The 24009-nt window shown below is 61.5% G+C and carries 22 protein-coding genes and 1 other RNA gene; 3 read left to right on the top strand and 20 right to left on the bottom strand.

Features of this window, described 5'->3' with window-relative positions:
- Positions 1–34: 34 nt before the first annotated feature.
- The 13 genes from GPK42_RS04080 to GPK42_RS04020 all read right to left on the bottom strand — a co-directional run bounded on the left by GPK42_RS04080 (position 35) and on the right by GPK42_RS04020 (position 13777).
- Complete coding sequence (locus tag GPK42_RS04080; RefSeq protein WP_215693703.1) at positions 35–1174, bottom strand: aminotransferase class V-fold PLP-dependent enzyme; 1140 nt, start codon at positions 1172–1174, stop codon at positions 35–37.
- Positions 1171–1422 carry a putative Se/S carrier protein gene (locus GPK42_RS04075; protein WP_215693701.1) on the bottom strand — a complete coding sequence of 84 codons (252 nt, stop codon included), beginning with the start codon at positions 1420–1422 and terminating at the stop codon, positions 1171–1173. The genes GPK42_RS04080 and GPK42_RS04075 overlap by 4 nt, the downstream gene beginning before the upstream one ends.
- Before the next feature lie 19 nt (positions 1423–1441).
- Complete coding sequence (gene yedF, locus GPK42_RS04070) at positions 1442–2068, bottom strand: sulfurtransferase-like selenium metabolism protein YedF (protein ID WP_215693699.1); 627 nt, start codon at positions 2066–2068, stop codon at positions 1442–1444.
- Positions 2069–2130: 62 nt separating this feature from the next.
- Positions 2131–3180: a selenide, water dikinase SelD gene (selD, locus tag GPK42_RS04065; protein WP_423064372.1), complete on the bottom strand. Its 1050-nt coding sequence runs from the start codon at positions 3178–3180 to the stop codon at positions 2131–2133.
- Positions 3173–4399, bottom strand: coding sequence for a glycosyltransferase family 4 protein (locus tag GPK42_RS04060; protein ID WP_215693698.1), 1227 nt, complete (start codon positions 4397–4399; stop codon positions 3173–3175). The genes selD and GPK42_RS04060 overlap by 8 nt, the downstream gene beginning before the upstream one ends.
- A 12-nt stretch (positions 4400–4411) precedes the next feature.
- Positions 4412–5176 (bottom strand): acyl-CoA dehydratase activase, encoded by a 765-nt coding sequence (locus GPK42_RS04055; RefSeq protein WP_215693696.1) that lies wholly within the window; start codon positions 5174–5176, stop codon positions 4412–4414.
- 155 nt (positions 5177–5331) lie between these two features.
- Positions 5332–6495 carry a double-cubane-cluster-containing anaerobic reductase gene (locus GPK42_RS04050; RefSeq protein ID WP_215693694.1) on the bottom strand — a complete coding sequence of 388 codons (1164 nt, stop codon included), beginning with the start codon at positions 6493–6495 and terminating at the stop codon, positions 5332–5334.
- Between the two features lie 154 nt (positions 6496–6649).
- The gene (locus GPK42_RS04045) at positions 6650–7933 is read right to left on the bottom strand and encodes a double-cubane-cluster-containing anaerobic reductase (protein WP_215693692.1); all 1284 of its coding nucleotides are present in this window, start codon (positions 7931–7933) and stop codon (positions 6650–6652) included.
- Between the two features lie 429 nt (positions 7934–8362).
- A complete protein-coding gene (locus GPK42_RS04040) occupies positions 8363–9433 on the bottom strand; it encodes a sulfate/molybdate ABC transporter ATP-binding protein (protein WP_215693690.1) in 1071 nt (356 codons plus the stop codon).
- Between the two features lie 3 nt (positions 9434–9436).
- Entirely contained in the window at positions 9437–10879 is a 1443-nt protein-coding gene (gene modB / locus GPK42_RS04035; RefSeq protein ID WP_338404328.1) for a molybdate ABC transporter permease subunit, read from the bottom strand.
- Positions 10880–10947: 68 nt separating this feature from the next.
- On the bottom strand, positions 10948–11820 hold the full coding sequence (gene modA / locus GPK42_RS04030) for a molybdate ABC transporter substrate-binding protein (protein WP_215693687.1): 873 nt from the start codon (positions 11818–11820) through the stop codon (positions 10948–10950).
- Between the two features lie 204 nt (positions 11821–12024).
- Positions 12025–12504: a MogA/MoaB family molybdenum cofactor biosynthesis protein gene (locus tag GPK42_RS04025; protein ID WP_215693685.1), complete on the bottom strand. Its 480-nt coding sequence runs from the start codon at positions 12502–12504 to the stop codon at positions 12025–12027.
- Positions 12505–12514: 10 nt separating this feature from the next.
- Positions 12515–13777 carry a molybdopterin molybdotransferase MoeA gene (locus tag GPK42_RS04020; protein ID WP_215693683.1) on the bottom strand — a complete coding sequence of 421 codons (1263 nt, stop codon included), beginning with the start codon at positions 13775–13777 and terminating at the stop codon, positions 12515–12517.
- Positions 13778–13991: 214 nt separating this feature from the next.
- Here GPK42_RS04020 and GPK42_RS04015 point away from each other — a divergent pair, with 214 nt between their 5' ends.
- Positions 13992–15413: a chloride channel protein gene (locus tag GPK42_RS04015; RefSeq protein WP_215693681.1), complete on the top strand. Its 1422-nt coding sequence runs from the start codon at positions 13992–13994 to the stop codon at positions 15411–15413.
- A gap of 87 nt (positions 15414–15500) precedes the next feature.
- Positions 15501–16463: a diacylglycerol/lipid kinase family protein gene (locus GPK42_RS04010; RefSeq protein WP_215693679.1), complete on the top strand. Its 963-nt coding sequence runs from the start codon at positions 15501–15503 to the stop codon at positions 16461–16463.
- A gap of 86 nt (positions 16464–16549) precedes the next feature.
- Here the strand turns inward: GPK42_RS04010 and GPK42_RS04005 are convergent, their stop codons facing one another.
- From GPK42_RS04005 to GPK42_RS03990, 4 genes are all read right to left on the bottom strand, one after another.
- Positions 16550–16930: a peptide chain release factor-like protein gene (locus tag GPK42_RS04005; protein WP_423064371.1), complete on the bottom strand. Its 381-nt coding sequence runs from the start codon at positions 16928–16930 to the stop codon at positions 16550–16552.
- An 83-nt stretch (positions 16931–17013) separates the two neighbouring features.
- On the bottom strand, positions 17014–17592 hold the full coding sequence (locus GPK42_RS04000; RefSeq protein WP_022095227.1) for a xanthine phosphoribosyltransferase: 579 nt from the start codon (positions 17590–17592) through the stop codon (positions 17014–17016).
- Between the two features lie 157 nt (positions 17593–17749).
- Positions 17750–19054: an MFS transporter gene (locus GPK42_RS03995; RefSeq protein ID WP_215693675.1), complete on the bottom strand. Its 1305-nt coding sequence runs from the start codon at positions 19052–19054 to the stop codon at positions 17750–17752.
- Between the two features lie 142 nt (positions 19055–19196).
- Positions 19197–20480, bottom strand: coding sequence for an O-acetylhomoserine aminocarboxypropyltransferase/cysteine synthase family protein (locus GPK42_RS03990; RefSeq protein ID WP_215693673.1), 1284 nt, complete (start codon positions 20478–20480; stop codon positions 19197–19199).
- A 231-nt stretch (positions 20481–20711) separates the two neighbouring features.
- On the opposite strand from GPK42_RS03990, the gene GPK42_RS03985 reads away from it, so the two are divergent.
- Positions 20712–21158 carry a C-GCAxxG-C-C family protein gene (locus GPK42_RS03985; RefSeq protein WP_229055579.1) on the top strand — a complete coding sequence of 149 codons (447 nt, stop codon included), beginning with the start codon at positions 20712–20714 and terminating at the stop codon, positions 21156–21158.
- Between the two features lie 68 nt (positions 21159–21226).
- On the opposite strand, the gene GPK42_RS03980 is transcribed toward GPK42_RS03985, so the two are convergent.
- The 3 genes from GPK42_RS03980 to rpsA all read right to left on the bottom strand — a co-directional run bounded on the left by GPK42_RS03980 (position 21227) and on the right by rpsA (position 23945).
- Positions 21227–21865 carry a YigZ family protein gene (locus tag GPK42_RS03980; RefSeq protein WP_215693670.1) on the bottom strand — a complete coding sequence of 213 codons (639 nt, stop codon included), beginning with the start codon at positions 21863–21865 and terminating at the stop codon, positions 21227–21229.
- A gap of 224 nt (positions 21866–22089) precedes the next feature.
- Positions 22090–22451: RNase P RNA component class A (gene rnpB / locus GPK42_RS03975), an RNA gene on the bottom strand.
- 327 nt (positions 22452–22778) lie between these two features.
- Complete coding sequence (gene rpsA / locus GPK42_RS03970) at positions 22779–23945, bottom strand: 30S ribosomal protein S1 (protein WP_022095232.1); 1167 nt, start codon at positions 23943–23945, stop codon at positions 22779–22781.
- Positions 23946–24009 lie beyond the last annotated feature (64 nt).

Here is a 24009-nt window from a genome sequence, read left to right as displayed (position 1 = left end):
CGGGCAAAAGACCCGTCCCGCAAGTATATACGCTTTAGCAGGCTAAATCGCGCAAAGCGTCAATCGCGGTATCGACTTCCTCGTTCGTGTTGAAATACCCAAACGAGAAGCGGACGACGCCCTGGCGCTCGGTCCCCAGCGCACGGTGCATGAGCGGGGCGCAATGGGCGCCGGGGCGCGTCGCAATCCCCCACCCTTGCATGAGTGCATCCGAGATCTCGGCCGAATCGATATCGCCCACGTTGAGCGACACGATCGCAGAGCGCACGGGCTGGTCAAACGCACCGTAGAGCTTAATCCCCGGAATCTTGCGCACACCGGCAAGGAAGCGATCAGCGAGCGCACGCTCGTGGGCAGCAATCGCCTCGACCCCACCCTGGGTCCCGATAAAGTCGAGGCCGGCGGAAAGACCGGCGATACCGTGGCCGTTGAGCGTGCCCGCCTCAAGGCGCGTGGGCCACCCAAGCGGCTGCAGCACATCGAAGCTGTGCACGCCCGTGCCGCCCATGGCCCACGGAGCCACGTCAATGCCCTCCGCCACGGCCAGGCCGCCAGTGCCCTGGGGTCCCATGAGCCCCTTGTGACCGGTAAAGCACACGACGTCGAGCCCCATGGCCTGCATATCGATATGCGCCGTGCCGGCAGACTGCGAGGCATCGACGATCACAAGCGCGCCGGCCGCATGGGCCATGGCGGCCACGCGCGCAATGTCGACCGAGTTGCCGGTCACATTGGAGGCGTGCGTCACCACCACGACACGCGTGCCCGGCGTGACCAGCTGCTCGAGCTCGTCATAGTCGAGCACGCCGTTCGCGTCACAGCCCGCATGCTCAACGGCCACGCCCTGCTCCGCGGCCAGGCGGTTGAGCGGACGCAGCACGGAGTTGTGCTCAAGCACCGTCGTGACCACACGGTCGCCGGGGCGCACCACGCCGTTAATGGCCGTGTTGAGCGCCGCCGTTGAGTTAGGCGTAAAGCACACATGGTCAGCCCGCGGGCAGCCCAACAGGCGCGCGAGCTTAGTGCGGCAGCCGTGGATGGTACGCGCCGCATCGAGCGCACCCGACGTGGCGCCGCGACCGGCATTGCCGAGCGAGCACATCGCCTGCGCCACGGCATCGATCACCGTCTGCGGCTTGTGCATGGTCGTCGCCGCGTTATCCAGGTAGATCATCGCACGACCTCCCACATGTCGATCACCGTAAAGCCCTCGGTGGGGACGCCCTCCGCGGCAAGCTCGCCGCGCAGCAACCCCTCATCCGAAGGCAGCGCCTTCCACGCCAGACCGCAACCGGCAGCGACCTCCCCGGGCACGGGAATCGTTCGCCCGGGAAGGCCGCGCTCGATGCACAGGGACTCGCAACCCATGGCGGCAGCCGTGGTGGGAAACGTGATGACAAGCGCCGGGCGCTTCTCCCTCATGTCGACTCCAACCAATACGCTACGGGCGCACGACGCGCACGGCCTGCTCCATCTTTTCCACGATCACGTACATGTTGGTGACCTCGCCCACCGCAAGCTGGTCTTTAATGCCAAAGTGGTCGAGGCAGGTACCGCAGGTGAGAATCTCGACACCCTGCTCCGCCAGACCCTTCAGGTCGTCGAGCACCGGAGAGCCCTCGACGGTGAGCTTGGCGCCGCCGTTGTAGAACAGCATGGTCGCGGGCAGCTCCTCCTGCTGCGTCACGGCAAAGATAAACGCCTTCATGAGCTTGCGGCCCAGCTCGTCGTCGCCACGGCCCATGCAATCGGTGTAGACGGAAACGACGAGTTTGCCCTTGCCGGCGCTGGCACCACAGAAGGCAGCACCATCCTGCTCGGGATCGGCCACGGCAACGGCGCCAGAGGTCGCCACGGTCACGTGCCACTCGGCATCAGAAACCTTCTCAACCGAGGCTGCGCAGCCCTTCTCCTGCGCCATCTTGGAGATGTTCTTGACGGCGGTCTCGTTGTCGACCGAGGTCACCACAGCGCCCTCGCCATCAAGCTGTTTGAGTGCCTTAAGCGTCTTGACGACGGGCAGCGGGCAGGCATCGCCCATGGCATTGACTTCAATTTTGGTAGACATAATGAATCCTTTCGTTGTTCGGTCGCAGGGACGGCCGAAAGACTGACGTTACAGGGGCGGGGCTACGGCAGCACGCGCACCGCGGGCCCGCCCTTCTGAGCTGCGCGGACAGATCCCACGCGGCAGCAGAGACGACCTTCGGCCTCCATGCGAATCATGAGTTCGTGGGCATCGCGCTCGGGCAGGGCGAGCAGAAGGCCGCCCGAGGTCTGCGGGTCTAAGAGCGCATCCTCAAGGCCGCCGGCAAGACCCTCTTCGATCTGCACACGCGGACCGAAGAAGTCACGGTTGCGGTAAGCGCCCGCCGGGATGATGCCCAAGCGCGCCATCTCGAGCACCTGGTCAAAGAGCGGCACCGCGTGGCCCTCAACCACCACCTGGGCACCGGACGCCTCGGCCATCTCGCAAGCGTGCCCGATCAGGCCGAAGCCCGTGATGTCGGTACAGCCGTGAAGCTCCAGGTCGCTCGCAAGACGAATCGGGGCCTCGTTGAGCGTGCGCATCGAGTCGAAAAGCGCAAAGGCATCTGCCTCCTCGAGGAGCTCGCCCTTGATAGCGGTAGTGATGATGCCCGAGCCCACCGGCTTGGTGAGCAGCAGTACATCACCCGGGCGCGCCCCACCGTTGGCAAGCATGCGGTCGAGCCGCACAAAACCCGAGACGGACAGGCCGTACTTGGGCTCATCGTCGTTGATGGTGTGGCCGCCCGCGATGGTGCAGCCCGCCTCGACGCACTTGTCGGCGCCGCCCGCCAAGATCTGACCGGCCACCTCCACCCCTAGGCAGCTGGGGATGCAGAGCAGGTTCATGGCATGGCTCGGTCGCCCGCCCATGGCGTAGATGTCCGACAGCGAGTTTGCGGCGGCGATCTGGCCAAAGAGGAAGGGGTCGTCCACCATGGGTGGGAAGAAGTCGACGGACTGCACGAGGCCCAGGTTCTCCCCCACCTTGAAGACACTCGCATCGTCAGCGGTATCGAACCCGATGAGCAGGCGCTCGTTGGGAACGTTGGGTAGCTCACCCAGGACCTGGGCAAGGGCTCCGGGAGCCAGCTTGGCGGCTCAACCCGAGGCGGCCGTCATCTGCGTCAGACGAATCTGATCGTTAGCCATCGATGCCTCCTTTCTGTTCGAGCAGGCGTTGAACGGTCTCTAGTATACGCTCCGAGCAGGCATCCCAAGAGACGCCTGAGGTGTCGAAGCACGGCGCAGGTGCGTCAAGCGCGTCCTGGATGGCTTGGGCGAGGTCGCGCTCGAAGCGCGGAAGGTCGCGGCTGTCCGGTGTATCGACATCAACCATGGTGGGCGGGGCAACCCACGCGACGGGTGCCCCAGGCAAGGCCGCCTCCATCCAAGGGCGCACGCCGGGAAGCTCGGTCATGACAACCTTGCAGCCGCAGGCGAGGGCCTCGATCGTGACAAGTGGAAGGCCCTCGAAAAACGAGGGCAGCACAAAGACCTCGCTCGCACGATACGTGCGGACGAGCTCCTCGCCGTCCACCCGCCCCGCAATCGTCACGGGAACGGTCGACGCTGCGGCTGCAGACTCGATCTGCTGGAACTCATCGTCGTGCGCATGCCCGCCCACCAGTGTGAGAGAAAGATCCGGATGCGACCCGCGGTCCACCAGGCCCAGGGCCTCAAGGAGGCTGGCCACGCCCTTCTTGACGCAGACCTTGCCCACAAAGACCAGACTGTCGACGCGACGCGGAACAGCGGCGTCGGGGCAGAACGTGTGATAGTCGTAGCCTGTGCCCACCACGCGCACGCGTGCCGGGTCGACCCCATAGGTCTCCACGATCTGCTGGGCCTGCTCCGCATGGAGCGAGAAGACGGCATCGAGCCCGCGCACAGCCGCAAGGACGCGTTCGCGCTCAAGGCCGTGCGAGCGCATCTGGCGGATATCGGTCGAATGGCAGACGGCACACACGGGGCGGTCGCGCACAAGCTCGCGCGCGAGGGCGCACACCAGATAGAGATGGTGGCAGAGCAGCACGTCGGGCTCAAACTTGGCCACTGCGCGCTCGATCGAGCGGCAAAACGCGTCTTCGAATGACGAGGTCATCTGAGACGTGAGATCGCGGTAGCGGGTGGACGGATAAGGCATGACATCGGACATACCGCAGATATGAAAGGGCAGCTCAGGGGTGTCGAAGTCGACGGTATAGACGGGTACGCCCGTCGGGATGTCGCCCTGCGTGTCGCCCGGGGCGGCGCCGCAGAGGACGGCGGGCTCGCACCCGGCTGCCAGCTGGGAGCGCACGAGCGCCGAAAGATACGTGCCGCTGCCCGTGCTGTCGGGCTTTTGGGCCGAGATGTTGAGGATGCGCATCGACAGGGCCCCTTAAACCAGCGCCCGCGCGCGGACGGCAGCGCCGATGGCACCGGCAAAGCGAGCCTGGGGCGAGGTGGTCACCGGCGACCCCAGCAGCTCGCCCAACCGCTCCACCACGAAGGCGTTCTCGCACAGGCCACCGGTCAGGTAGTACGGGGCGCCCGCGGCCTGCCCGGCCATGGTCGCCACGCGCGAGACCACGCTCTCGATCACGCCACGCGCAATGTTCTCGCGCGGCTCACCGCGACCGATCAGACTGATGACCTCGCTTTCGGCAAACACGGTGCACATGCTGCTGATCTTGGTGGGTTCGCCGGAACGCGCCAGGTCGGCCATCTGTTGCTGGGAAATACCTAGGCGGTCGGCCATGATCTCCAAAAAGCGCCCCGTGCCGGCGGCGCACTTGTCGTTCATGGCGAACTTGGCCACGCGGCCACTTTTAAGCTGAATGACCTTGGTGTCCTGGCCGCCTACGTCAATCACCGTGCCGTGATCGCCAAACAGGCGCACGGCACCGGTGCCGTGGCAGGTGATCTCGGTCACGACCTTGTGCGCATAGGGCACGGCGACACGGCCGTAGCCAGTCGCGATCACGCGCGCGTCGTCGGCAGCCACGTCGTAGCCAGCCGCTGCCAGTGCCTCGCGCAGCCGCTCGGAAGCATCGACCGAGGAGAACCCGGTTGGCTGCACGCACGTCCACGCCACCGAACCCTCCCCGTCGACCACAGCAGCCTTGGCCGCCGTAGACCCGATATCGATCCCGATCCCTATCATGGCTCTCTCCCAATCTAAACATCAAAGGTAGCGGCGCGTTCAGGCGCCTTAGCTCTAGGTTTCTCAGGTGCCGGAGATTGCCCCGAAAGAGGAGCGCAGCGTACTTTGGGTACGCAAGCGACGGTTTGAGGGGCAAGATCCGGTGCCTGAGGAAGCTAGAGGGTTTCGATGAAGGCGGCGATGCGGGTCTCGATCTGACCCATGTCGCCGTTGCTGTAGTCGGTCTCGATCTTCATATACGGAATACCCGCACCCTCGACGGCCTCCTGCATGCGCGCGCTCTCAACGTTGAAGGTGTGGCAGGCCTGTAGCACGCTCTCTACCACGCCATCGACATGGTACTTCTCGCACATGGTCAGTGTGTTCTCCATGCGGCCGTCGTTAGGCGTCATGACCGAGCAGTTGATATCCAGGTAACGGTCGGCGATGGCGCGCAGAATGTCGGGCGCGTGCGGGTCGATCATCATAGCCGCTGTGCGCTCGCCCGAGCAGTCGTCCATGCACACGACCACACCGCCGTTGGACTCGATGGTGCGACCGATCTTGTTGATTACGCCGCCCACCGGGCAGCCGGTGATCAGAATGCGCTTGGCATCCGCCGCAACCGGGCGCTCGCCCGCGTCGTAGGCCTCGCGCAGCTTGACAACCTTTTGCTCCAGCTGCTGCGTATAGGCCTCGATATCAAAGCTGAACGTACCGGCAAACATGGTACTCATCAGGTCGACGCCGCTCATGGCCGCCGGCTGGTTGGCCTGCAGCGCAAACATTTCGAGCTGGGCCGCACGCAAGCGGTTGCGACGACGAACGGCAGCGCGCAGGTCATCGTCGGTAATCGTGATGCCGTAGAAACCCTCGAGCTCCTCCTTGAGCAGGCGGCACTCCTCGTACCAGCCTTCACGCTCGTAGGCGCGATCGCGGCCCTGCGGAAGATGCAGAATGTGCGTGCGCTTGAGCTCGTTGAGTAGCTCGTACATCTTCTTCTTGCCGTCGCAGGTGGTCTCGCCGATGATCATGTCGCTAAAGTACGTAAACGGGCACTTTTGCGAATAGGCAAAACCATACGTAGACTTGATGAGCGGGCACAGGTTTGCCGGCAGCACCTTCTCGGCCTCGGGAATCACCTCGTCGGACGTGCCGCACAGCGCCACGCTCGCAGCCCCCGCGGCATCGATAATCTCGAGCGGCGTGTAGCTGCACAGAAAACCGACCAGGCGATTACCCGCCTGCTTATAATCCTTGACGCGAATAAACGCCGCCTTGCGTTGCTCGTTGAACTCCTCAAACGTGGACGGCAACGGCTGCTCAATATTTTCCGACATATAACTCCTTAACAAACCTTTTAACCAACCAAGGAAACGGCTTTCCCAGGTGCCCGAGGTTGCCGTGAAAGAGGAGCGCCGCGTACTTTGGTATGCAAGCGATGGTTTGAACGGCAAGATCGGGTGCTTGGGGAAGCCGCTGGACCGGATAGCCCTAAATGGTTTCCAAGAAAGCCTCAATCCTGGTTTGCAGTTGGCCTGCATCCTCGCCGGCGTAGTCGGTCGTGATGTGCATAAACGGGATGCCGGCCTCTTCGGCGGCCTTCTCCACGGCAAACGACTCCATCTCGTAGAACGTGCAGAACTGCAAGGCCACGTCGACGATGCCGTCGGCATGCAGGTCCTTGGCCATCTGGACAATGTCCTTCATACGCTGGTCGTTGGGCGTAAAGACGGCGCAGTTGATCTTAAAGTAGCGCTCGGCGATGGCGTCGAGCATCTCGTCAACCGTCTCACCGGACTCGTCGACCAGGTCCTTGTAGTAGCGCGAGCCCGTGCAGGACTCCTCGCCCACCACGACGCCGCCGGCCTTCTCGATGAGGTTGAACAGCTTCCAGTTGGGCACGGCCATGGGCGTACCGGTGTACAGGATGCGCTTGGTGCCCTTGGGCGCCACACCCTCGCCGGCCTCAACGCGCTGCTCGCACTCAGCCGCCATTTCGTTGATGGCGCCGGTCAGACGCGGCGTGTCATCCATAAAGGCGGCCTGAACGGTCAGCAGGCTGTCGAGACCGCTGATGGGCGCCGGATCAGCAGCGCGGGTCGCAGCCAGACGCTGCAGGGCGCGACGCTTCTCGTTGACGGCGTGGATGGCAGCCTTCAGGCGCTCAGGCGTAATCGTGACGCCGCACTCTTCCTCGATCTTGGCGGCAAGCTTTTTAACCTCGGCCTTCCAGGTCACGAGCGTCGACTCGTCGTGCACGTTGGGAATATCCATGACGTACATGTTCTTTTGCGTGGCAAAGAACTCGTAGGCCTTCTTCTTGCCATCGCAGGTGTTCTCGCCTACCACCAAGTCACTCGACTCAATGTAGGGGCAGACCTCGCCCAGCTTAAAGCCGGCAAAGCTCTTGATGAGCGGGCAGGTGTTGCGCGGCAGATGCTCCTCGACCTTGTCGGTCGCCCAGTCGGCACCCGAGCACAGACCAACGGGAATGCCGTCACAGGCAAGTACGATCTCCTCGGGCACGTACACACAGAACGAACCGACGATCTTGGTGGCCTCGCCGGCCTCCTTCTTGTCGAGCATCTCCTTAATACGGCCGCTGTGGATGTTGGTGGCGACAAAATCCAGGTAGGACGTGGACTTGGGGCGATTGTTCTGCGTCAGGAACATATCGCCGTACATCTGGCCCACGGCGCCCAGCAGCATGTCGTGGTCGGCAAGATTCATGCCGAGGCTCTCCCACATCGGATGGAAATCAAATTCTTCAGCCATGACGGTTCCCCTCTCGAATCAAAAATGAATAGCTACGGTATTGCTGCACGGTGGGTGGCGAAAACCCGACCGCGCCTAAACCCGGAATTTTGGGGAACCTGCTTTGCAGCTGATTATTTAGTTGTGCGTCGTCTCTCCCGGAGCCGTGAACATACCTGCTCATATGCGGCTCCGAGCCATATATAGGGCACGCGCGGCAACACGGCGAATGTATGTCATCTGCGGCATGTGCGCACCCTCCTTTACAAGTTAAGGTCAACTATATCAACGGTCGTCGACCATGCGAACACCGTTGACATTCGTACGACAGCCTCGTGTGCCGTCGTTTAATAAATAATTATCTTAATTGATAAGAGTTTGCCATCCCTCATTCGGCGCGCGGCAAGACAAAGCCGCCGAGGCTTATATCCCCGACGGCATTACCCGGCGCTATCGACAAACCAAGTGGATTCTACTCGCATCGAAGTGCATGCGCAGCGTCTCGCCTGCTTGCGGCAGCTCGTCGACAGGCACGCCCACCTTGTTGACCTTCCACTGCAGACGCGTGGGCGCATCAGCGCGCGGCACGTCCAGCAGCACCAGGCGCTCAAAACGCGAATCGCTCACGCGGGCCACGTGCAAATCATAGCTGTTGCGACCCCGCTCCGCACGATTGTCAACATGGAAGTAGCTTGCGCGAATGCCCAGGTACGCCACATTATCGGGAACCTCGCGACCCACGTTAAAGGTCATGCCCCAGTCGAGGGCCTCAACTTCTTCGTCGCCGATCTTGCGCGCCCGGCTTGTGTTCTTGCAGCCCGTCAGGCGCAGCGCCGCCAGCGTCTGCGGACGGCGGACCACGTCCTCGACGGAGCCGATCTCCTCAACATGCCCGTCATGCATCACGCAGATACCCTCGCACAGGCGGCATGCTTCGTCGATGTCGTGGCTCACGTAGAGCACGGTTCGGTTGCATACATCGAACAGATCGAGCATGTTTTGCTCAAGCGCGCTCTTGAGATACGCGTCGAGCGCGCTCATGGGCTCATCGAACATAAAGATGCCCGGATGCGCCGCCACCATGCGCGCAAGCGCCACGCGTTGCTGCTGACCGCCCGAGAGGCGCACGGGGTAGCGGTCGACAAAGTCGGCCAGACCGAAAATGCCCAGATAACGCTCAGCGAGCTTTTTGCGCGCGGCGGCGTCGCCCACGTCCTTTACACCGGCGCATACGTTATCGGCCACCGTCATGTTGGGAAACAGCTGATAGTTTTGGAACAGCAGGGCGCATTTTCGCTCCTGGGGCGACAGGTTGATACCCGCCGCCGAGTCAAAAAAGGTCACGCCGTTGACTACGATCTTGCCCTCGTCGGGTGTCTCCACGCCGGCAATGCAGCGCAACGTGCAGCTCTTGCCGCAACCCGAGGCGCCCAGCAGCGCCACACGCTCCTCGCCGGCATCGAGCTGAATGTCGAGGGTAAAGCCCGGATAGCGCTTTTTGATATCCAGAACGAGCGACATGGCTTATCGACCTCCCTTTGCGACCGCGCCATCGCGCATAAGCTCGGCCAGCGCCTCGCGATCGATACGCAAGGCATCACCGCCCACCGGGTCAAGCGAATCGGTCTGGCCGCCCAGCTGCATGCCCTGCTTGCGCTCCGCACGGGAAAGGCCCCGCTCGCGATACTTTTGCGAATACGCGGTGTACATGTTAATGAACAGAATGACCAAAAAACTAAACACGATCACGACGACGACCCAAAAGAGGGCCACCGACGTGTTGCCGCCCATCCACTCAAAGTAGATGGCGATGGGAATGGTCTGCGTAATACCGGCGTAGTTGCCCGCAAAGAACAGAGTGCAGCCAAACTCGCCCATCGCGCGAGCGAAGGCGAGCACCGTGCCCGCCGCGATTGAGGGCCAGCCGAGCGGCATCATGAGCTTGGCGAAGATGCGACGTTCGGACCATCCCAGGGTTCGCGCGGCATCGAGCATCTGCGTGTCGAGGCTCTCAAAGGCACCGAGCGCCGTGCGGTAGACCAGGGGAAACGACACCACCACGGCAGATATCACCGCCGCAGGCCACGTAAAGACGATCGAGATACCGTGTGCGATAAGCCACTGGCCAACCCCGGTCGAGCGGCCAAACAGCATAAGCAGCAAAAAGCCGCACACCGTAGGCGGCAGGACCATGGGAATCGTAAAGACCGAATCGAGCAGGCCCTTGATGCGACTCGAGGTACCCATAGTCTTCCACGCGGCGAACAGGCCCAGCGCAAAGGAGATCAGCAGGGCAAGGCCGCTCGTTTTAATGGACACCCAAAACGGGCGATAGTCGATGTCGCCCAAAAAGGAGGCCAGAGAGGCCAAGGGCCCCTGCTCATCCCGCAACACGACAGACGATGCTTCTACCATTTGAGCGCTATCAAGCCAACGCGCGCCGCCCTTGGCATCACCCGAGGCTGATGCAATCACCACATAGCGGTCCCCATCCGCGCCGCGCTCGTCAAAGCCATAGGTATACCCGCCGGCATCAAACGTTGTTTCCGCCGTAACATACCAAGGAAGATCCATGTCCCTTAGCCGCGCACCTCCCATGGAGTTTGCGCTGTCGAGCTCGCAGACGAGGGCCTTGAGACCCGATACGCACTCGTTGTTCTGCGGATCCAATCCATACTTCTCCACCGCCTTGGGCGATATCCACACCACAACGCGATCGGCAGCAGGCACCACTACAAGGTCCACGTCCTCGTCAACGGGAAACCGGTAGCCCTCAGGCTGGCCCTCCATGGCACGAGCGGTCCCCTTGGCCAACCGCTCAAAACCCTCGATCCCATAGGAAAGCCCATGAGCGGTCGCAGCAACCTGGGCCCCGTCCTCAGCGTCCCCAGCAAACGCAAATCCCGGCACCCAGCAAAGCGCGAAGGTCAAAGCACAGGCGACAAGCATGCGGAATCTATTAAGCACGAAAAGCTCCAAGCGAATACAAGGACGGAGTGAAACACAAAACGATGGAATTATCGCACCAAGCCGCACTACGCGGAAAGCTCAAAGCCGTACTTGGCCCAAATCTTCTGAGCCTTCTTGTTGGTCAGACAGAAGTCGATGAACGCCTTGGCCTCGTCGGCGTGCTCGGAGCTCTCGGCAACGGCACCCGGGTACACGATGGGCTTGTGCGAGTCCTCGGGGCACACAAAGGCTTCCTCGATGCCGTCGTAGCGGAAGATATCAGAGCTGTAGACAAAACCTGACACGCAGTCGCCCGTAGAGACGTAGGCCGCAGCGGTGCCGACCTTGTCGGCCAGGGCAACCTTGCCGGCGAGCTCGGGTGCATAATCGCCGTCGTCGCCCTCGGTGCCGGTATAGAGGCCCACGGAGGCCAGCGCCTGGTTGGCGTACTTGCCGGCGGGGACGGTCTTGGCGTCGCCGATGGCGATCTTGCCGTCCAGATTCGCGACGTCGGCGATGGCCTCGATCTTGGTGCCGGAGCCCTTAGCGCGAATGATCACGAGGTCGTTGACGAACATATCCTCACGGGTGTCGGTGTCGACGAGCTCGGCGGTCTCAGCGTCATCCATGGTGCCCTTGGAAGCGGTAATGAGCACATCGACCATGGCGCCGGCACGCATCTGCTCAACGAGGTCGCCAGAAGCCTTAAACTGCGTGTCGGCAAACGTGGCGCCGGTCTGCTCGGTGTAAAGCTCCTGAACCTCGGGCAGAGCCTTCTCGAGCGAGTTGGCGGCAAAGACCTGCAGCTCGACAGCTTTCTTGGAAGATGCCTTAGCAGAACCGGCATCGAAGCCAGTCGGCCCAGACGTCTTGTTGCCGGAGCAGCCGGCAAGGCCAAGGCCGGCAGCGGCGACAGCAGAGAGCGAGACGAATCCGCGGCGAGAAACCATATCGAACATGTTCAACCCTTTCGGACCTTGTGCCCGGGCACCCCGCCGCGGGTTTTATTCTGTACTTGGATTATATTTTCGTGCGAATAATATCAGAGATAAGGGTTTCTCGTCTGATAATTATCTTTCGCCGATAGTCTCAGGACGTTTCGCACTGTCGATGCATAAAAAGGCGGAGCGACTCGCAAGGTCACTCCGCCGCAGGTAGTGCGCTTATTTGGCGTGCCCGCCGCCCGCCGTCATTTGGGCCGCATGCTCCAGCTGGTCGCTCACGGCCTCCCAGCTTTCGCGGGCCGCTTTCGTAGATCCCGGAAAGTTGATGACAAGCGTATGCCCACGCTGCATGCACACGGCGCGCGAGAGCATGGCGCGGCGCGTCTTGGTCATGGAGTATGCACGAATTGCCTCGGCAATACCCGGCACATCGCGGTCGCAGACGGCACGCGTCGCCTCGGGCGTCACATCGCGTATCGAAAGCCCCGTGCCGCCGCAGGTGAGCACGACATTGGCGTGGCACTCATCGGCGGCTTCCACAATGGCATCACCAATCTCGCTGACGTCGTCGCGCACGACCACATGCGAGATGACCGTCCAGCCCTGCGCCTTGATCAGTTCCTCGAGCGCGGCACCCGCCTCGTCCTGGGCAAGGTCGCGCGTATCCGAGCACGTCACGATCGAAATCTTCAACTCCATAGCGTTCCTCCTACAACACGGCGCCCTCGGGCAGGTCGACGCGAACAACGTCCACGACATCGCCCGCCGCAAGGTCGCACGGTCCTTCGTCAATACGCAGCAGGCAGTTGGCCCGCTGCATCGTGCTGAGCAGCGCCGAATTCTGCGTTTTGGCCTCGGTCACCAACAGCTCATCGGTCTCGGGGTCGCGCAAAACCGTTGCGCGATCGAAGAAGCGGCGATGCTGGCGCTTCTTCACGCCGTGCGTCAATATCGCCTGCTGCACGGGACGCGTACCCTCGGCAAAGCCGCGCATCTTGCGGATCGCCGGGCGGGCGAGTATCTCAAAGCCCACATACGCCGCGGCCGGATTGCCTGAAAGCCCCAGGTAGGGCTTGCCGCCGAGCAAACCAAACGTGATGGCCTTGCCGGGACGCATCGAGATGCGATCGAACAGCACCTCGCCCTCGCGCCTGACCAGCGCCGTCACATAGTCGTAGTCGCCCGCCGAGGCACCGCCGCTCGTAATGACAAAATCACACTCCTGAACGGCGCGATGCACGAGCTCGGCGATTGCCTGCTCATCATCGGGAGCGATGCCAAAGAACACCGGGTCGGCGCCGGCATCGAGCGCCTCGGCCATTAACGCCGAGGAGTTGGAATCGCGAATCTGACCGCGCGCCGGCAGCTCGCTCGGCGCGACCAGTTCCGTGCCCAGCGAGATAATGCCCACGCGCGGAGCGGCATGGACCTTCACGCTCGCGTAACCGGCGCTTGCCAGCAGGCCGGCGCCGGCCGGGGCCACAACCTCGCCAGCACGCATCACGACGTCGCCGTCATGGGCCTCCTCGGCGGCAGAGCGAACGTTCTCCCCCACTTTAGCAGGCGCCGAAAAGCTCACGTGTGAGCCCTCGTTGCCATCGCCGTCAAGCACCTCGACGATCTCGTATTTCACCACGGCATCCGCGCCCTCGGGCACCGGCGCGCCTGTCATGATGCGGACGGTCTCACCTGGGGCGATAACGCCATCGAACACATGGCCTGCGGCCTCGTGCCCCACGACGGAAAGCGTCACGGGCACATCGGTGGACGCTTTGGCGAGGTCGGCGGCACGCACGGCATATCCATCCATGGCGCTGTTGGCAAACGGCGAGATGTCGATATCGGCCGTGGCGTCCTCGGCAAGGGGAAGACCGGCCGCCTGCCATACCGGGATCTCGACGACATCGGTCCCGTGCACCTGCGAAAGAACGATTGCCTGCGCGTCCTCCAGCGGGATAAGCGTCTCTGCCATATACACCTCTTACATGCCACGGCGCGCAACGACGGCGCCGATTTTTTATATTTGATTCAGTATAATCCCCCGCCGCATGCTCAAGACCTGGCTCGCGGCCGCGAATACGCCTGTCGGCCACGCGCCCTTGGTAACAAATCCGAAACCTGCCAATCGCCTTAAGGCCCAGGCCGCCGTCCTATAATGCTTGCATCGCAACTTAAAAGAGGACGTTATGGCTTTTATCGATAAACGTGAAAACGCGCACGACCCGTCTGATGATACCCATCAGGACAAAGACGGCAGCACTTTCTCTCCCGCCGACCTGATTATCAGCGGCCGCAACCAACTCACCCGCTCCGAGCAGCTCTTTGCCGCCGATACGCGCCGCAATGCCCGCAACATGCTCGCGAGCGCCAAGCTGCTCGCGCTCGTAATTGTCGTTTCGCTTGCCATGGGCGTTGCCGCCTGGGCGTTTTTGGCCTCGCTGGATATCGCAACCGATTATCGCGAGCACCATGCGTGGGTTTACGCCTTGCTCCCCGTCGTGGGCGTGGTCACCGCGTGGGTCTACAAGAACCACGGCCTTGCCGCCAAACGCGGCAACAACCTGGTCATCGACTCTGCCCTGGGCACACGACTCATCCATGCGCGTATGGCCATCCTCACGTTTGTGTGCTCCACGCTCACGCATCTGACGGGCGGCTCGGCCGGCCGTGAGGGCGCCGCGGTACAGATCGGCGGCACCATCGCCAGCAATGTTTCGAACCTCGCCCATCTCAAAAAGCACGATCATCACGACCTGATGCTCGCTGGCATCTCGTCCGCCTTTGGCGCTGTGTTCGGATCGCCTCTCGCCGGGGCTTTCTTTGGCATGGAGATGTGCTTTATCGGCAAGATCGACTACACCGCAGGCATCTACTGCCTCGTCGCCTCGTTTACCGGCTACTTTACGTCACTCGCCCTGGGCACGCAGTACGAGGCCAACGCCATCGCCAGCGTTCCCGATATGACGCCTAGGACAGTTGCCGTGGTCGTTATCGGTGCTGTCGCCTTTGGCCTCACTGCGCGTCTCTTTGCCTGGTCGGTCCGCACGGTTAAGAGCCTGTACGCGCGCTTTATTACCAACTACCTCGTCCGTGCGCTCATCGGTGCGCTCGTGGTTCTCGCGGCCTATGCGATGCTTGACGCCTGGGAGTATGCCGGCCTTTCCACATGGCTTTCGGGCGCCGGGTTTGCCGGCAACACCACCCTGGCGGACGCAGCCATCAAGTTGGTCGTCACAGCGCTCACCCTGGGTGCCGGTTTCCAGGGCGGCGAGGTCACGCCCCTGTTTGGCATCGGTGCGGCGCTCGGCGGTTGGATCGGCTGCCTCGCCGGACTCGACCCGAGCTTCATGGCAGCCCTCGGCATGCTCGGCGTCTTCTGCGCCGGCCTCAACGTGCCCATCACCACCTGCATGATGGCCATCGACCTGTTCCATGGAACGGCCGCAGGCTACTTTGTCATCGTTTCGTTTATTAGCTACCTTGCCGGCGGCCACCGTGGCGTGTATCCCGCACAGCGCATTGTGTCCCCTAAGCGCCGCTCTCTTATCGTGGACGAGGGCCACACGGTGGCAGAGGCTATCGAGCGCCACAACGACCTGGTAGAGTAGACGTTAGTATTCGCCGTGCAGCCACAATCGGGGGCAATTCGACCCGAGCGCGACCGCACCGTCACGTCATACGCCGGGAGTCGCCCCATGCACGCAACTGATTTTGGTCGCACGCTCATCATCGCCAATCCTGTCGCCCAGTCGGGCGCCGCGCGCGAGGTTGCCGAACGCTTGCAGCGCTTTTTGGACATGACCGCACGCGCATCCCAGTTTGACCTGGTACTGACCGAACGCACGGGGCACGCCAAGGAGCTTGCCGCACAGGCCGAGGGCTATCGCACCGTTATCGCCCTTGGCGGCGACGGCGTGATCCACGAGGTCGTCAATGGACTCATGACGCAGAACGAGGCGGTCCGTCCCGCCCTTGCCGTCCTGCCCGTTGGCTCCGGCAACGATTTTGCCCAAACGCTCGGTATCGAAGATTTCTCCGGCAAGGATTTTGGCGCGCTGCTCACCTGTGAGCTGCAGCGTCAGGACATCGGGCGGATCCGCTCATGGAACCCCGCAAGCGGTAGCGGCGAGGCTACCGTTGAATACTACGACCAGACGCTTTCGGTCGGCATCGATGCCGCCATCGGCCTTGGCACCACCGAGCTGCGCAAAAAGACCGGCTTGACGGGCGCTCCGCTCTACACCCTTTCGGGACTTGAGCAGTTTGGCCTACGCTATCGCAACTACCCCATGACAGTCAGCTTTGACGGCGCGCCCGCCGAGCGCGTGAGGGCGATCATCATGGCGATTCAGCTGGGCCCCACGTATGGCTCGGGCTATCGCATCTGTCCCGATGCCAACCCCCGCGACGGCATACTCGACGTCTGCTACGCCTGCGGCCCCGTCCCCCGTGCGGTCGCCCTACCCATGTTCCTTTCGGCCAAGGACGGCCACCACACCAAGCTGCCGCCGGTTCGCATGCGCCGCTGCCGCCATGCCGAGCTCACGTTCGAGGAGCCCGGCTATCCCATCCAGGCCGACGGCGAGGCCATCGTCGCCTCGCGCATTGAGGTGGATATCCTCGGCGGAGCCCTCCACGTCTGGCACCCCACCCGCTAACCCCACCTAAGTTGCGGTGAAATAGGGACTGTTTATGCAGCTAAATCCGCAAAACAGTCCCTATTTCACCGCAACTTATGAGGAGGCTATTCGTCGCTGCCCGGCTTGCGACGGTTTGCCTTTTTAATGGCGTTGAAGTGCTTGTCATTGAGCCTGCGCTGGCGAGAGCGCTGAGGCACCTTGGTCTTTACGCGTCGGCGCGGTGGACGCCCGCGACGCTCAAGCTCAGCGCGCAGCTTACGCAGGCAGCTGCTACGGTTTTGGAACTGACTGCGACTCTCGCGCGCCGTCACGGTAATCCCCGAAGGGGTATGTTTCATGCGCACCGCCGAGTCCGTCGTGTTCACACCCTGTCCGCCCGGACCCGTCGCGCGAAACACCTGCACCTCACAATCGCGCGCCAACTCCTCGGCCGACATCTCGGCACAGCGCGCATACTCGCGCCATCCCATCTTGCTCTCATCCATATCAACACCTTCCCTCATACAAAAAATGTGACAAAGGGAAAGTCCCTTTGTCACATCGCATACCAATCGCTTGTGTTGCGCACTTAGGCGAAGGTGATCTCACCGGTCTCGCAGTCCATATCGGCAATACGGGCCAGGCTCTCAACGCGGAAGCCACGCTCGCGGAGCTTATCGCCACCGCCCTGGAAGCCCTTCTCCACCGCAATGCCAATGCCGGATACCTCGGCACCCGCAGCCTCGCAGATCTTGATAAGACCCTCGAGCGCGCAGCCGTTGGCCAAGAAGTCATCGATAATCAGGACCTTGTCGCCCTCGGACAGGAAACGCTTGCCAACGATGACCGGGTACTCCTTTTGCTTGGTAAAGGAGTAGATGGTCGTGGCATACTGCTCACCGTCGAGGTTGATGGACTGCGCCTTCTTGGCAAAGACCACCGGCACACCGCCAAAATGCTGAGCCGCGATGCAGGCCATGCCAATGCCCGAAGCCTCAATCGTCAGGATCTTGTTGATCTCAACGCCCTCGAACAGACGGGCCCACTCGGCACCCATGTGGTCAAACAGCTCAACGTCGCACTGGTGGTTGAGGAAGGCATCAACCTTAAGGACGTTACCGGCCTTTACGATGCCGTCATGGCGAATACGATCCTCAAGCTCCTGCATGGCGCAACCCCTTCTCACGGCAACGATACCGCGCGATTAATAAACGTTGTTCGATAGTCTACCACGGACCGACCCCCACCCGTCCCACAAGCCGCATCGCACCACAAACCAGTCTTTTTGGGACGGCGCGAATCGTGGCAGACAGTCTCCCAACACGCTAATGGCGAACGCGCATCTTCACCAAACGCACCATGGCGAGCGCAAAGCCCACAGCGGCCACAGCCATGAGCACGTAGAACACCGAGCGAAAGCCGAATAGGAATACATCCGGACGGCCTGCAACAAAACTGGTCACGGCCTCGCCCATCGCCACGCTCATCTGCCCATACAGGATATGCGACGCCGCCGTAATGCCCACTGCCATACCCGCATAGCGCGCCAGGCTGCCCAGACTGCCAGCAAAGCCGAGCGCTTCGCGCGGAGCCGAGCCCATATACAGCGAGTTATTGGGGCTCTGGAAAATCGACGTACCACACGACATAAACGCGACGCAGCACACGATCACAGGGATGGAAGAGTGCTCGTCGAGCGTGCTTACCGCAAAGAGACCGCATACGTACACGCCCAGGCCGACCGCCGTGGGGCCCTCGCAGCCAACACGGTCCGAAACCGTACCCGAAAGCGGACCGATAAAGGCATTCACCATCGGCAGCGCCAAAAAAAGCAATCCGGAAATGTCAGAACCAAAGCCGTGGGCGTCCTGAAAATAGAACGGCAGGATAAACTCGGATGCGCCAATACCAACGAACACGATAAGCATGCAGGCAAGGTTGATGGTAAAGGCCGAATTTGCAAAGCAGCGACGAGCAGCCTCAAACAGGGACATGGGGCGCTCGCCGGCTTCCGGCTTAACATGCGGCAGCGTATAGAGCCCCACAATAAACGAGATGACGCCAATGGGCAGGTTGATGAGGAAGATGCTCTCCCAGGGAAAGCTTGCCACCAGCATGCCGCCGAGCACGGGGCCGCACATCATGCCGAGGGCCACGAAGGTCGCGAGAATACCCATGGCACGACCTCGTTCGCGCGCCGGAAACGACTCGGTGATGATACCCATGTTGTTAGCCATGGCCGCCGCGCAACCGACGCCCTGAACGATGCGTGCCAGAATAAGAACCTCGAGCGAGGCCGAAAGGCCGCACAGCAACGAGCCGAGCGTAAAGACAATGACGCCCAGCTGGAACACGCCCACCTTGCCGCGCACGTCGCCCAAACGACCAAACGGCAACATGGCCACGCACGTCGCAAGCAGATACACCGAGCTCACCAGCTGAATGCGGTCGAGGCCCACGCCCAGCTCCTTTTGCATCACGGGCAGTGCCACGGTCACGACGGTCGAATCCAGACACGACATAAACGTCATGATGAGCACGGTAAACAGAATCGCCCATTTGTTCTTGCCATGAGTATCGCCCTCTAGGGCAATGTGCTCGCGGCGCAGCTGCTCTGCGGTTTTCTCCATATCCATCCTTTCGAGTGGCCCAACGCAAAAAAACGGGGCCCCAATCGCCTGCAAACAGACGCGATTGGGGCCCCGCCTACGGAATCGGAACAAAAGGTCACCGAAGCTTTCTGCCAGCATCGGCACCTTGTACGGAGCTAGCCTAGCACTGCTCGAGCGCCTGCTCAAGGTCGGCAATCAGATCGGCCGTGTCCTCGAGGCCGCACGACAGGCGTACCATGTCGACGGAAATGCCACAGGCGATGAGCTCTTCATCGTTCATCTGGCGATGCGTAGCGTTAGCAGGATGCAGGCAGCAAGTGCGGGCGTCGGCCACGTGCGTGGCGATCTGGGCGAGCTTGAGGCTCTTCATAAAGGTCTCGGCCGCCGCGCGACCACCGTTAAAGCCAAAGCTCACGACGCCGCAGGTACCGTTGGGCATGTACTTCCGAGCCAGGTCATAGTACTTGTCGCCCTCTAGGCCCGGATAGCTCACGAAGCGCACCTTGGGATGGCTCTGGAGGAACTTGGCAACGGCCAGGCCGTTCTCGCAATGACGCGGCATGCGCACATGCAGGCTCTCGAGCGAGCTATTCAGGAAAAACGCCGCTTGCGGGTTCTGCATGGGACCAAGGTCGCGCATGAGCTGAGCGGTTGCCTTGGTAATGAAGGCACCCTCGCGACCGAACTTCTCGGCATACGTCACGCCGTGGTAGCTCTCGTCGGGCGTGGTGAGACCCGGGAACTTGTCCGCATGAGCCATCCAGTCAAACTGGCCATGGTCGACGATCACGCCGCCCAGATAGGCAGCGTGTCCATCCATGTACTTGGTGGTGGAGTGCGTAACGATGTCGGCGCCCCACTCAAAGGGACGGCACATCACGGGCGTCGGGAAGGTGTTGTCGACCATCAGCGGCACGCCGTGGTCATGTGCGGCCTTGGCAAAGCGCTCAATATCGAGCACGGCAAGGGCGGGGTTGGCGATCGTCTCGCCAAAGACGAGCTTGGTGTTGGGCCGGAAGGCTGCTTCCAGCTCCTCATCGGTGCAGTCGGGAGCGACGAACGTGCAGGTCACGCCCATGCGGCCCATGGTGTGGGCGAGCAGGTTATACGTACCGCCGTAAATGGCAGAGCTTGCGACCACGTGATCGCCGGCACCGGCAACGTTAAAGATCGCGAGGAAGTTCGCAGCCATGCCCGAACTCGTGAGCATCGCTGCGGTGCCGCCCTCCATCTCGCAGATCTTGGCGGCAACCAAATCGCACGTGGGGTTCTGCAGACGGCTGTAGAAGTAGCCAGACTCCTCCAGGTCAAACAGCTTGCCCATGTGCTCCGACGTGTCGTACTTCCACGTGGTGGACTGGTAGATGGGCACCTGGCGCGGCTCCGCATCTCCCGGGTGATAGCCGCCCTGAACACATGTAGTACCGATAGTCTGCTCGCTCATATCTAGCTCCCTTGCCTGGGTTTTAGTTTTATTCGGTTCACGATACCGCTACCCTGCACCCCTCTCAACCCATCCCCAAGGTAGGTTATGGGACAAATTGATTAGGGGTATTTATCTCAAGCCTTGGGCATTTGCTCGATAGATAAAAATGAGGCATACATGAAGCTCTCGATGATTACATGCCCCGTCACGGGTACCATAGGCGGGTACACCGTGACCAAGGAGACAACGATGAAGCAGATCGATACCACCCAGCTCGACACCGCCGCCTGCCAGGCTCAGGCTGCCGAATACCACGCCCGTGGCTTTAACTGCGCACAGGCCGTTGCCTGCACGCTCGCACCTGCCGTCGGGCTCGACCCCCAGACCGCCTTTACCCTCACCGAGGGCTTTGGCGCCGGCATGGGTGGCATGACCGAGACCTGCGGCGCCATCTCGGGCGCTGTTGCCATCATGGGCTTTGTAATGAGCGACGGCATGGAGAACCCCAAGACCAAAGGCCAGACCTACAAGCTGTCGCGCGAGATTGCCAAGCGTTTTGGCGAGAAGAACACGACGACCGTCTGCGGCACGCTCAAGGGCATCGGATCGGATAAGGGTCCGCTCCGCAGCTGCCCCGGCTGCATCGACGATGCCGTCGAAATCGCCTGTGATGTGCTAAAGCAGCTCGCCGAGTAATCGACAGCAACAGTAAAACGACGGCCGGCGCGCTTAGGATCCATCCAAAAGCACGCCGGCCGTCGCCGTTAGAACTCGGCAAATTTGGGAGCTCCGACCTCAATCTCCTCACGCCCCGCCATAAGCTCGCGCATCTTAGCGCAAAACGGCTCCTGCTCCCCAGCTTTGAACACCAAGTGAATCGTCACGGCATCCGCGTAATCGGTATCCGAAACCTTGGCACCCGAATCCTGCGCCAAACGAAGCACCTGCTCGTACTGCGGATAGGCCACATGCACGTCAACCGGCACGACGCTCGTCATCTCAACGATCTGCCCGGCCTCCTGAACCGCGGCCACCGCCGCCTGCGTCGCCGCGGTATAGGCGCGTACCAAGCCACCAGGCCCCAACAGCGTGCCACCAAAATAGCGCGTCACTACGCAGCAAACATTTTTGAGCTCCGCGCCGCGCAAAACCTCGAGCGTCGGCATACCACTCGTGCGGCTCGGCTCACCATCATCGCTCTGGCGCTCGCGTCCATCGACCAAAATCCACGCGGGAACATTGTGTCGAGCGTCGTAATGACGTTTGCGAACCATCTCGATAAAGGCATTCGCCTCATCCTCGGACTCAATATGGACCAGCTGCGCAATAAACCGGCTCTTGCGGTCCACAAACTCGCCCGAAGCCTCAATATTCGATTGCAAAGTAAAATAGCTGTCCAACAAAGCCCCTCAACAACAAGCAAAGCAACAAACAGCCTCAATAATACGGCAAAGGCCGTACCGATAACCCCAGTAAATAGAACGGCAACGTCAATGACCAGGCAAAGACAGCGAGACGGCGTCAGCTGAGTCGATTTGGCCCGAAAGAGGAGGGAGCACGCCTTATGGCGGCGACCGACGAATGAGCGCCAAATCGGCCAGCTGACGCCGTCGCAGCGTCAACATAGTTGCTGAGTGGGCCTATAAGCCGGGTTCTGTCGTGAACGGTCATTTATCTTGTCTGCACGTTACCGTGCAGTTCCACGCACGCTACCCGAACGCGGACCGGGCCGGCCCATAGCGTTCCTATTCGCGCTTGCTCCGGATGGGGCTTGCCAAGCCGCCGTGTTGCCACGACGCTGGTGGTCTCTTACACCACCGTTTCAGCTTTTCCCTTTACGCCTTGCGGCGCAGGTGGGAGTCTTCTTTTCTGCGGCGCTTTCCGTCGGATCACTCCGCCCGGCCGTTAGCCGGCATCCCGCCCTCTGGAGCCCGGACTTTCCTCACGCGTACTGCAAGCAGCACATCGCGCGACCGTCTGGCCCACTCAGCAGTGCAAGAGTGTAACACACCGTTGCCGCAGGCAATGGCACAACGCAAACGCTCGACACGATAAACCAAGAACCACGCCATGCAGTACAATAGGGTTGTCGATGGGCAACGTCGTCAGTCGAGACGCGACCGCGCTCCGCACCCCTCCGTCTACTCGGTGCGTTCCCGCCTCCTCCCCGAGGCGGGATGTCGGCATTTTTTCATGCACCGACAACCAAATAGCCTGTGTACAGCATGGGCAGCATCGCGTATCTCGGCACCAAATGCAAAAAGGGACCCGTCCATTACGGACGGATCCCTTAAAACAAGTGATCGTCAAACCGATTTACTCGGCGTCGGTCTCCTCGTCCTTCTTCTCGGAAGGAAGCGGGGTAACCTCGATCTCGACGCCCAGAGTCTCAGCAGCGGACTTCATGGACAGGGAGATACGACGACGGTCGAGGTCGATCTCCATGACCTTGACCTGAACCTTGTCGCCCACGTGGGTGACCTGAGAAGGCTGATCGACGTGCTTGTTGGCCATCTCGGAGATGTGAACCAGGCCCTCGATGCCCTCGCCCAGGTCGACGAAAGCGCCGAACGGGACAAGCTTGGTCACAGTGCCCTCGACGATAGCGCCGACGGGGTACTTCTTGACCAGTGCACGCCACGGATCCTCGGTGGTCTGCTTGAGACCCAGGGAGATGCGCTCGCGGTTGAGATCGACGTCGAGAACCTCGACCTCGACCTCCTGGCCGACCTTGACAACCTCGGAAGGATGGTTGACGTGGTTCCAGGAGAGCTCGGAGATGTGGATGAGGCCGTCGATGCCGCCGAGGTCGACGAAGGCGCCGAAGTCGACGATGGAGGAAACGGTGCCCTGGAGACGCATGCCAGATTTGAGCTTGGACAGGATCTCGGAGCGCTCGGCCTTACGGGACTCCTCGAGCACGACGCGACGGGAGAGGACGACGTTGTTGCGGTTGCGGTCCATCTCGATAACGCGGGCCTCGATGCGGGTGCCCATGTAGGAGGTGAGGTCCTTGACGCGACGGAGGTCGACGAGGGAAGCAGGCAGGAAGCCACGCAGGCCGATGTCGAGGATCAGGCCGCCCTTGACAACCTCGATAACCTCGCCTTCGACGTTCTCGCCGGAGTTGAACTTCTCCTCGATGCGGTTCCAAGCACGCTCGTACTCGGCACGCTTCTTGGACAGGACCAGACGACCGTCCTTGTCCTCCTTCTGGAGAACCAGAGCCTCGATGGGATCGCCGAGTGCAACGATGTCTGCAGGGTTAGCGTCCTTGCGGATGGACAGCTCGCGGACCGGGATAACGCCCTCGGACTTGAATCCGATGTCAACGAGCACCTCGTCATGCTCGATCTTAACGACAGTGCCGTTAACGAGATCGCCCTCATCAAAGTCGGTAATCGTACCGTCGATGAGGTTGTTCATCTCCTCCTCGTTGACATCGTCAAGAGAGAAAATGGACGAGTTCTGAATCTCACTCAAAGGTGGACCCCTTTCGAACTACGGGGCCCCGATTGCTAGGACCTACAGAAGGGTGCGACAAGCA

Origin of the sequence: Collinsella aerofaciens, from assembly GCF_018785265.1 — a bacterium.
GTDB lineage: Bacteria > Actinomycetota > Coriobacteriia > Coriobacteriales > Coriobacteriaceae > Collinsella > Collinsella aerofaciens_AI.
The sequence above is the reverse complement of the archived record's forward strand: the minus strand, read 5'-3'. Positions and strand labels throughout refer to the sequence as shown.

Bases quoted from the DNA above. Each gene is read 5' to 3' on its own strand.
- GPK42_RS04080 (WP_215693703.1), bottom strand. From the start codon at position 1,174: ATGATCTACCTGGATAACGCGGCGACGACCATGCACAAGCCGCAGACG.
- GPK42_RS04075 (WP_215693701.1), bottom strand. From the start codon at position 1,422: ATGAGGGAGAAGCGCCCGGCGCTTGTCATCACGTTTCCCACCACGGCT.
- yedF (WP_215693699.1), bottom strand. From the start codon at position 2,068: ATGTCTACCAAAATTGAAGTCAATGCCATGGGCGATGCCTGCCCGCTG.
- GPK42_RS04060 (WP_215693698.1), bottom strand. From the start codon at position 4,399: ATGCGCATCCTCAACATCTCGGCCCAAAAGCCCGACAGCACGGGCAGC.
- GPK42_RS04055 (WP_215693696.1), bottom strand. From the start codon at position 5,176: ATGATAGGGATCGGGATCGATATCGGGTCTACGGCGGCCAAGGCTGCT.
- GPK42_RS04050 (WP_215693694.1), bottom strand. From the start codon at position 6,495: ATGTCGGAAAATATTGAGCAGCCGTTGCCGTCCACGTTTGAGGAGTTC.
- GPK42_RS04045 (WP_215693692.1), bottom strand. From the start codon at position 7,933: ATGGCTGAAGAATTTGATTTCCATCCGATGTGGGAGAGCCTCGGCATG.
- GPK42_RS04040 (WP_215693690.1), bottom strand. From the start codon at position 9,433: ATGTCGCTCGTTCTGGATATCAAAAAGCGCTATCCGGGCTTTACCCTC.
- modA (WP_215693687.1), bottom strand. From the start codon at position 11,820: ATGTTCGATATGGTTTCTCGCCGCGGATTCGTCTCGCTCTCTGCTGTC.
- GPK42_RS04025 (WP_215693685.1), bottom strand. From the start codon at position 12,504: ATGGAGTTGAAGATTTCGATCGTGACGTGCTCGGATACGCGCGACCTT.
- GPK42_RS04020 (WP_215693683.1), bottom strand. From the start codon at position 13,777: ATGGCAGAGACGCTTATCCCGCTGGAGGACGCGCAGGCAATCGTTCTT.
- GPK42_RS04015 (WP_215693681.1), top strand. From the start codon at position 13,992: ATGGCTTTTATCGATAAACGTGAAAACGCGCACGACCCGTCTGATGAT.
- GPK42_RS04010 (WP_215693679.1), top strand. From the start codon at position 15,501: ATGCACGCAACTGATTTTGGTCGCACGCTCATCATCGCCAATCCTGTC.
- GPK42_RS04005 (WP_423064371.1), bottom strand. From the start codon at position 16,930: ATGGATGAGAGCAAGATGGGATGGCGCGAGTATGCGCGCTGTGCCGAG.
- GPK42_RS04000 (WP_022095227.1), bottom strand. From the start codon at position 17,592: ATGCAGGAGCTTGAGGATCGTATTCGCCATGACGGCATCGTAAAGGCC.
- GPK42_RS03995 (WP_215693675.1), bottom strand. From the start codon at position 19,054: ATGGAGAAAACCGCAGAGCAGCTGCGCCGCGAGCACATTGCCCTAGAG.
- GPK42_RS03990 (WP_215693673.1), bottom strand. From the start codon at position 20,480: ATGAGCGAGCAGACTATCGGTACTACATGTGTTCAGGGCGGCTATCAC.
- GPK42_RS03985 (WP_229055579.1), top strand. From the start codon at position 20,712: ATGAAGCAGATCGATACCACCCAGCTCGACACCGCCGCCTGCCAGGCT.